5 protein-coding genes are annotated in these 4,475 nt (G+C 60.8%); 3 read left to right on the forward strand and 2 right to left on the reverse strand.

Annotated features, from left to right (window positions below):
• Positions 1-274: 274 nt before the first annotated feature.
• Together C8N34_RS25530 and C8N34_RS25535 are read right to left on the reverse strand one after the other, a co-directional pair.
• Positions 275-1,027 (reverse strand): hypothetical protein, encoded by a 753-nt coding sequence (locus C8N34_RS25530; RefSeq protein ID WP_108131043.1) that lies wholly within the window; start codon positions 1,025-1,027, stop codon positions 275-277.
• 15 nt (positions 1,028-1,042) lie between these two features.
• Positions 1,043-2,548 carry a hypothetical protein gene (locus C8N34_RS25535; RefSeq protein ID WP_108131044.1) on the reverse strand — a complete coding sequence of 502 codons (1,506 nt, stop codon included), beginning with the start codon at positions 2,546-2,548 and terminating at the stop codon, positions 1,043-1,045.
• Between the two features lie 535 nt (positions 2,549-3,083).
• Between C8N34_RS25535 and C8N34_RS25540 the strand changes: the two genes are divergently transcribed.
• The 3 genes from C8N34_RS25540 (at position 3,084) to C8N34_RS27365 (ending at position 4,377) form a co-directional block, all read left to right on the forward strand.
• The gene (locus C8N34_RS25540; RefSeq protein ID WP_158640819.1) at positions 3,084-3,599 is read left to right on the forward strand and encodes a S24 family peptidase; all 516 of its coding nucleotides are present in this window, start codon (positions 3,084-3,086) and stop codon (positions 3,597-3,599) included.
• Positions 3,600-3,604: 5 nt separating this feature from the next.
• The gene (locus C8N34_RS25545; protein ID WP_108131046.1) at positions 3,605-4,036 is read left to right on the forward strand and encodes a hypothetical protein; all 432 of its coding nucleotides are present in this window, start codon (positions 3,605-3,607) and stop codon (positions 4,034-4,036) included.
• A gap of 134 nt (positions 4,037-4,170) precedes the next feature.
• A complete protein-coding gene (locus C8N34_RS27365) occupies positions 4,171-4,377 on the forward strand; it encodes a Com family DNA-binding transcriptional regulator (RefSeq protein ID WP_108131047.1) in 207 nt (68 codons plus the stop codon).
• Positions 4,378-4,475 lie beyond the last annotated feature (98 nt).

The following is a 4,475-nucleotide window of genomic DNA, read 5'->3' on the forward strand; positions in this document are numbered from 1 at the left end:
GGTCTTGTAGGTCGGGGATGTAGGTCTGCTCATGCACCCCAGCTACCACGCTGGATTCATGAGATGAATCCCACAGGGGTTTGTGCAACAGAGCCTCTCACGCTCCACAGAGCGCCAAGCTTTGTCAGCTTGCACAATGATACCAACTACAACTGTAACTGGCTCTTTCTTGGAGGTTCCTGCCTCATCAACGTAGATGTATCGCATATAAGGCCCCTGAGCATTAATTGAATGACCTAGATATCAGCGTGATTCGAAGACACTTCCAACCATGTCAGTTTACACGCGCCTCGGCGCGGGCATAGGTCTGAAGCAGGCTCAGTACAGCCGGGTTGCGGCTGGCATCCTCATTGAGGACGATGTTCGCGGCCATATAGCCGATCATGCCGCTGGAATTATCCCCAAACGACCCAATGATGCCCTCGCCAACAGCGCGGGTGCGGATGCTGGTGCCGGTGACGACATCAGTGTTGGTGTGGAGACTGATCAGGCCGGGGGCGACGGTATGATCCCAGGTCATGATCAGGCAGTGACGCCGCGAGGTGATATTCGCCTCGATGTTCTGGACGTCAGCGGAGTAGCCCCGGAACACGGCATTGGTGCCGTAGAGGTTGGGGTTGTTGTCCGAACTGTCCGCAACATAGATCCGGCTGGTCGCATCTGCCCCGCTCGGCCAGAGCACCGAACAGACGGTGCCGCGCGGGCCGCCCGCAAACATGGAGGCGACGCGCAGGTTGTGGGCACCATTGAAAAAGGCCGCCGCACAGACTTCCATGCCCGCATCCACCCAGGTCGGGCGGTAGGCACCTGCGGCAACGGCAGGCAGCGCCTTCGGGCCGACATCCGCCACGGAAGAGATCAGATTGCTGCCATCCCTGGTGACGGTCGAGGCGTCAGAAAAACGATGGAAACACTGCAAGGTCGGCAGGTTGGCGATCTGCCGGACGTAGTAAGCGGGGTCATAGTCATCGACCACAGGACCGGGATAGGTGAACAGGTTCGGTGAGGTGACGAGGAAGCCGGACATTGTTTGATCCTTGGTTCAGAGGGTCAGGGTTTGCTCGAAGGAAAGGGCGTAGTTGTGCAGCGGCAGGCCGGTCCAGGTGGACGGGTCGGCATCGCTGTCGCGGACACAGCCCCGCGCGCCGGTCAGACGGCCGGAGGTGCCATAGGTGCCGTTGTAATGGGCGTAAGACAGCAGCGCCCCCGAGGGCACATTGCCGGTGCAGGGCAGCGTGATCTGACGGTCGCCGGTCTGAGTGACGGTGGCGATATTCACCCCGCCTGCGAGGTGCATCTGGAAACCGTAATTGCCGGGATCGCTGACCAGCGTGGTATCCAGCGCCAGCGCCCCGACCGGGGCATGATAGTCCAGCACGATCGCGTCATTGTCGATAACGATGCCGGTCACCTGCACCGGCCGCCAGTCCAGCCCCTCGACCAGCGTGCGATACTGGACTTTGCCGTAATACTCGCCCAGCAGCCGTTCCGACAGCGCGTCGATATGTGAGTGATCGACGTAGTCCATGAAGTATTTCGGGCAGACCAGTTTGATCAGCGGCGAGGTCTGCGCCGCCAGCGCCTGAAGGAAGGGCGTGCGGAAGGTCTGGCGCTGCGCGAAGGTGTCGCGGTAGCCGCTGACCGAGGAAGTCTGGCAGGTCAGCAGCATGACGGGATCGCGCTGGCCGGTGATGGCCCGAATGGCGGTCTGGTATTGCAGCCGCAGCGTTTCCAGATCCTCGTGATAATTGGCGTCGGAGGTCAGACCATCTGCTTCGCCCTCGACCAGATCAACCGCCGGAACGATGAGGCTGCCCTTTGTCGCGGCATGGGCGGCCTGCACCTGGGCAATAACCTTCTCGAAGACGCCGGTCGAGCCGCCCTGCCAGATCTCCTCGATCTCCTTGCCGCCCCATGCCTGCCCGGCATAGATCAGCCGCCGCACGGATGGCAGGCCCTTGGACACCAGCTTGCGCGCGGCCCCCGAGCTGATCGTCTCATAGACCGCCTCGCGCAGATCGGTCAGCGATGTACCGAGCGTCTGGGTGGCCGAGCCGATGGTATTGGAGGTGCCCAACTTGAGCGCCACGCCGGGGGCGACCGGCGTGGTGGTGATCGCCGCATTGGCCGCACCTTCGGCCAGGCTTTGCCCGGTGGTCGGGATCATCCAATAGACGGCAGACGAGGCATAGAGCCGCCGCAGGACCGCCGGAGCGGCCTTGTCGAGCGTATATTGCAGCGGCGCACCCAGCAGATTGGCCGCGATCCTGACAGAGCCGTTACCGATGTTCTCGACAGCCAGCACACCGCCGGTTTGGGTCAGGCGGACCAGCTCGCCCCCATCCAGCGCCCATGCATCGCCCTCCTGCACCCAGACATTGCTGTCGCGCGTGGTCAGCAGGACCGTGCCGTCATTGCGAAGGCCCAGCGACACCTGTCCGGCCGGATCACCCCAGGCGCCGCCAGAGCGACGGGCGCGGCACACCCCGATCCAGCCGGGCTGCCTTACCAGCCGGATCGGGGCGGCCTTCGCCGCGGCAGGGGCCAACCGACCCCGGCGAAAAGGGTTGAGGCGACATCATGCGGCATCCTTCGATTTCGGGGGGCGGGGGACATCGGCTGGCCATGCAAGATCGGCGGGCCAGATTTGGGAAAGGACATCCAGTGAACGCTCCACGCGTTCAGTACTGATCCTATGAACTGGAAGGCCACGCTCGGAGCGCTCTTCAATGCGCCGCAAGGTATCGCCTGAACCGGTCACCAATCGTGAAACGGTCGACGGAGCCCTATTGGTCTCTGTTGCAAGAGTGCGGATCAGGATGCTGAGGTTTTCGACCGTGCTACGCATAGCACGAATGTGCGATCAATAACACATCGTGTCAAGTGCGACACTGTGTTATGTGTCACGCATGACACGATTCGGAATTCAGGCCCTCCAAGAACGCGTAAGATCTGCTGTAGATGCAGAAGGGATGCGTCCATTCGCACGCAGGGCGGGCGTAGGGCTAGGTGTGGTTCGCTCCATGATGGAGGGGAGAGATTCCAGCTTTTCCAATGTGCTAGCAGTCTCAAGTGCATTGCGCATGGAGCTCGGATTCGGATCCGAAATTAGCGATCAACCGGTTCCCAGTGTTACCGTTGATGGCGATGAGTACGCCCACATTCCATTGCACGATGCCTTGCTGGCCGCTGGCGCTGGAGCCTGCAATGGAACAGAGGAGGTTATTGACCATCTCGCCTTTCGCCGGGACTGGCTTCAGCGGATCGGTGTGTCGGCAACCACTGCAAGACTTGCTCGCGTTCAGGGTGACAGCATGCAACCGAGTCTCTGGGCGGGCGATATGATCCTAATCGATACGCGCGCTGACGATCCGCCGGTGCGCGGGCGCGATCCTCGCGACCAACGCCGTTCACCCATCTATGCCCTCATCGACAACGGCGAGGCGCGGGTGAAACGGATCGAACGCCCGACACCTGATTTGATGATGCTGCTTTCAGATAACCCGGATTACGCGCCGGAGCTGCGGCACGGCGACGACATGAAGTCTGTCCAGGTCATCGGCAAGGTGGTCTGGTGGGGCCATACGAACAGGGATTGATCTTCATGATGCGCAAACTCGTGATTTTGAGCCTGCTTTCCGCCTTTCCACTGCCGCTCATGGCAGAGAACCCGGCGCTGACACCAATCGAGATCACTCTGGCAGACCAGAAGGTCGTCTATCGGAAGGTTGTAGATGACGCCCGCACCAAGTCGTTCATCCCGTCATACATGCAAGCAGCAACGGATGGCTCTCTGACCCACATCTGTGGCCTCGTGCTGATCGAAAGGGGGCCGAAGCGCTCGGATGAGCCAATGCCGTTCCACCTTATGTATGCGCCGGACCTACCCGAAATGGCATTCATGACGATCGGGACTCCGAGCATCAGAAAAGATGTTGAAGGCATGTGCCGCTCCAACGGGAACTTGCTATCCGCTGCTGGGGTCGGCCAACCCAAGAAGCCGCTCAAGTGGTGGAAAATCGTCCCTGGGCTATAGAGCCAGCGGCAGACCTGTAAAGCTGCAAGTCAAGCTCTGACCTTTCCGAATGTTCCGTGTATGTTCCTGCTGCCAGTCGCAAGGAACATACCCATGAACAGCCCTTCAAGGCCAGTTGAACACGGCTTTACAGAATGACCACCTGGACAGAAATCCGCTGTTGCGGTTGCCGTCGCCTGCTGTTCAAGATGACAGCAGGCGCGCTGGCCGGGGCGGTCTCGATCAAATGCCCCCGCTGCGCATCCTTCAATCATCTGAGGCCCGAGAGCCCGCACCCGCAGCGGCCAGACCGCGCAGGAAAGGACGCCTCGTGTGGCTCTTTGTTCCCCCGGAAGACATGACGACCTTCGCGGCATCAGCCTTTGCGCCGGTGTCGGAGGCCTCGATCTCGGCATACACCTCGCAGAGTCCGGATATCGGACTGTGTGTCATGTCGAGC

It is taken from the genome of Gemmobacter caeni (assembly GCF_003054195.1).
In the GTDB taxonomy this organism is placed as follows: domain Bacteria; phylum Pseudomonadota; class Alphaproteobacteria; order Rhodobacterales; family Rhodobacteraceae; genus Gemmobacter; species Gemmobacter caeni.

Excerpts from the sequence above, each read along its gene's own strand:
- C8N34_RS25545 (WP_108131046.1), top strand. The coding sequence starts at position 3,605 with ATGATGCGCAAACTCGTGATTTTGAGCCTGCTTTCCGCCTTTCCACTG.
- C8N34_RS27365 (WP_108131047.1), top strand. The coding sequence starts at position 4,171 with ATGACCACCTGGACAGAAATCCGCTGTTGCGGTTGCCGTCGCCTGCTG.
- C8N34_RS25540 (WP_158640819.1), top strand. The coding sequence starts at position 3,084 with ATGGAGCTCGGATTCGGATCCGAAATTAGCGATCAACCGGTTCCCAGT.
- C8N34_RS25530 (WP_108131043.1), bottom strand. The coding sequence starts at position 1,027 with ATGTCCGGCTTCCTCGTCACCTCACCGAACCTGTTCACCTATCCCGGT.